Genomic DNA, 253 nt, shown 5'->3' on the forward strand with positions numbered 1-253 from the left:
GGTTTGGGAAAAGTGATCGTCGATGCATTAGAACGTATTGTGAAAGAACAAGGCATTTCTGCCTTCAAACTGCACGGCCAGACACAGGCGGCAGGCTTTTATGAAAAGCTCGGCTATCAGACTGCATCAGAAGAATTTATGCTGGACGGCATTCCGCATGTGCTGATGACAAAACAAGACGATTCTGCTTTATAGATTGTTCACAAATTTGTCACTTATGAGCATGAACGGTTCATTGGTATACTAATCACCG

At 43.5% G+C, this 253-nt stretch carries 1 protein-coding gene; it reads left to right on the plus strand.

What is annotated here, in order from left to right:
• On the plus strand, positions 1 to 195 hold a 195-nt coding region (locus SB660_RS22265; protein WP_410584634.1), incomplete at its 5' end, for a GNAT family N-acetyltransferase.
• Positions 196 to 253 lie beyond the last annotated feature (58 nt).

This window comes from Bacillus sp. SIMBA_005, assembly GCF_046535585.1.
Lineage (GTDB): Bacteria > Bacillota > Bacilli > Bacillales > Bacillaceae > Bacillus > Bacillus pumilus.